Source organism: Pleurocapsa sp. CCALA 161, from assembly GCF_003003995.1.
Lineage (GTDB): Bacteria > Cyanobacteriota > Cyanobacteriia > Cyanobacteriales > Xenococcaceae > Waterburya.
Window position 1 is genome coordinate 1 of the sequence record NZ_PVWF01000235.1, and the last position, 3,232, is coordinate 3,232.

The following is a 3,232-nucleotide window of genomic DNA, read 5'->3' on the forward strand; positions in this document are numbered from 1 at the left end:
TTTCCAATCTGCTTCTGCTCCAGTACTAATCTAGTACTAAATACAATTCAAAGTTATCTGAATTGTATCTAAAGATTTAATTAGCGATCAAGGCGATTACGCTCCGCGTACCCTTCGGAATCGCCAATTTATCTAGAATAATTATGATCTGCCGAGTTTTTGTCTAATTCTATTGGTTAAAATTTTTAATTCAGGTAATTTAAGTTGCATGGCAATTAAACCAAAAATAATGATTGCCACAGTGCTAGCAAGACTTAATTCCAGCAACAGTAAGACAAGATTACCGTTACCGACAACCTGTTCTAATCCTTGACTAACTCCATAACTAACAAAACCTGCTACCGTCGTGGCGACAAATAAGCCTACAAGCTCTTTACTCCACTGTAATAAAGGCAAGCCGTTTAAACGACGATTTAAGATCCACAAAAAAGCAATCATCGAAATAATATTTACGCCAATAGTGGCTAAAAGTAATCCTGGCGCACCGAAAGAATTGACCAGCAAATAATCTAAGAGGGCATTTAATAAAATATTGATAATGCTGATTTTAAAAGGTGTCTTCGCATCTCCCAGGGCATAAAATACTCTGACTAAGATATCTCGCGCCATATAAAAAACCATGCCAAAACCATATACCACCAGCAAAGAAGCCACCAGCTCAGAGGCATTAGCATCAAATTGACCCCGCTCAAAAGCTAATTTAACAATGGGTAAGGCTAAGGACATAAAAATCGCCGTTAAAGGCAATAAGCTTAATGCACCTAAAAACAATCCTTGGCGAATTTTAACTTTCAACTCATCCCAATTTTCAGGAGCAGCTAAACGGGAAAAGATCGGTAAAAAAGGTACTAAAATGATGTTGGAAATGATCCCTAGGGGAGTCAACATAATAAAATTAGCACTGCTGATGGCAAAAGCTGCCCCAGCAATTCCTGAAACAAACTGTAAATCAATCGTCAGATTGACAGTAGACATTCCTGAAGAGACGATCGCTGGTGTCATAATCTTAAACACTTCCATGACTCCAGGCAGCCTCCAGTTAAACCTTAGTCGTAGTGTTCCCATCCCCAAGCGCCACTGGACAATTAGCTGTGCTAACCACTGTAATATTCCTCCTGCCACTGTGCCTCCTGCCAGCACAAGCGCTCCTAGCTGATAATACTCTGGAGTATTGATCTGTTCGCCAAATCTCCAGAGAATATAGCCAACCCCAAAAGTAAGAGTGATGCTGGATAACAAAGGGCTGATACTGGGGAGTAAATAGCTATCTACGGCGCTCAGGGTGCCAAAACCGATCCCAATCAAACCCGCTAGTAAAGCCAGAGGTGCCATGATTTGCAGTTGCAGGATGGCTAATTGCCTAGTTGTGGAAGCCAATTGTGATCCTGATAAATCAATGATGTTACTGGCAAAAACAACAATCAATATAGTTACTACCAATAAAGCAATACTGACCAAAGTACTAACCGTTTCCACAATTGGTGCAGCCATTGATTTATCTTTTTTGGCGAGTACGCTGACTAAGGCGCTGTGAAAAGGACCATTAATACCTCCTAACATGACTAAGAAAAAACTGGGAATAATATAAGCATAGGTATAAGCATTACTTACTGCACCAATACCAAAGGCAGCAGCTATTGCTAATTGACGCACAAAGCCAAATAGTTTACTTGCCAATGTGGCGATCGCTATTAACCTAGCAATGCTACCGATGGAGGGAGATTTTTTGTTGGCAGTCACGGTTAGAGTTGTAGATATATATAAGGATAGAGTCCGATATATTATACGGTTGTAAGATAAAGCTAGGTACAATTAGTCATTTAGTCTTCTATTCCCATGAGCAATGAGCAAGCTGGAATCTTCTTACCTTCAATTAATTGAGACTTTACTGAACAATCCGCAAGAGCAAGAGATTAATATTCTTAATGCTCATCCTCAGTTGGTCAATCAGGATTTTATTACCCGTTTGATGTCTGTAGGCGAAAAGCGCAGACAAGCTGGAGATCTTCATGCTGCCGAGCGGTTGCTTAATCTGGCGGGAAAGTTACTAAAGTTAGAAAAAACTAATACTTCAAATCGTCAACGCCAAGAGTATTTTGAGTTTTTAATGAATTTGCTACAGCAGATCTCCAATCGTTTACCTACAGCTGAAATTTATGCCTTAATCCGCAATAATCAGGATAGATTTGACCACAACACCACGAAGATTCTGGAATACTGGGCAAACGAAACGATTATTTCGGTTGAGCCAAATCAGGCAAAAGCGATCGCTAATGATTTAATTAATTTTGGTAATTTGGTTAGCTCCTACCCAGCAGGAGATAAGTCTAATAATCTTGAATTGGCAATCGTCGCCTATCAAGCAGCCTTGAAAGTTTATCTGCCGACAATTTATGTAAAAGATTGGGCGATAATTCAGTTAAACTTAGCTAATGTCTATCGAGATCGGGTTGTAGGCAGTCGTCAAGAAAACATTGAACAGGCAATTGCTACCTATGAGCTAGCATTAGAAGTAATCACCCGCGAAAAATATGCCTACATTTGGGGAAACATTCAGCGTAATTTAGGGATCGCTTATTCCTATCGCATCACAGGATCGCGAGCCAAAAACAGAGAAACGGCGATCGCCTGCTACCATCGAGCTTTATCAGTACATAGTCTTGCCGAATATCCTCAAGATTGGGCAGCATCTCACAATAACTTAGGCGATATTTATCCAAATCGTCTAGAAGGCGAAAAAGCCGAAAATATGGAAATTGCGATCGCCCATTTGGAACAGGCTTTAACTGTTTATACCCTAGCCAACGATCCTAATCGCTGGGCGATGCTGCAAAACAACCTAGGCAACGCTTTCCAATTCCGCGTTAACGGGGATCGAGCCAATAATCTTGAACGCTCGATTTCTCATTATCAAAACGCTTTATCGATTCATTCTTTAGAGAAATTTCCTTACAACTGGGCAATGCTCAATAATAATATCGGTGGGGCTTATCGTTCACGAGTAAAGGGTGATCCAGCAGCCAATAGACAGCAAGCGATCGCTTTTCTCAATAAAGCTTTGCTTATTTACACCAAAGATCGTTTTCCTCGCCAATGGGCAGAAATTCAGAATAACATCCAGAATATTATAAACAATTAACAATGAGCAATGAACAGTGAACAGTGAACAATGAACAATGAACAGTGAACAATGAACAGTGAACAGTGAACAATGAACAGTGAACAGTGAACA

Annotated in this window: 2 protein-coding genes; one reads left to right on the forward strand and one right to left on the reverse strand. The window is 40.2% G+C overall.

Annotated elements, in window-relative coordinates; all coding sequences use genetic code 11:
- Nucleotides 1–141 precede the first annotated feature (141 nt).
- Nucleotides 142–1,740: a murein biosynthesis integral membrane protein MurJ gene (murJ, locus tag C7B62_RS25095; RefSeq protein ID WP_106244239.1), complete on the reverse strand. Its 1,599-nt coding sequence runs from the start codon at nt 1,738–1,740 to the stop codon at nt 142–144.
- A 103-nt stretch (nt 1,741–1,843) separates the two neighbouring features.
- Here murJ and C7B62_RS25100 point away from each other — a divergent pair, with 103 nt between their 5' ends.
- Nucleotides 1,844–3,139, forward strand: coding sequence for a tetratricopeptide repeat protein (locus C7B62_RS25100; protein ID WP_106244243.1), 1,296 nt, complete (start codon nt 1,844–1,846; stop codon nt 3,137–3,139).
- Nucleotides 3,140–3,232: the final 93 nt, after the last annotated feature.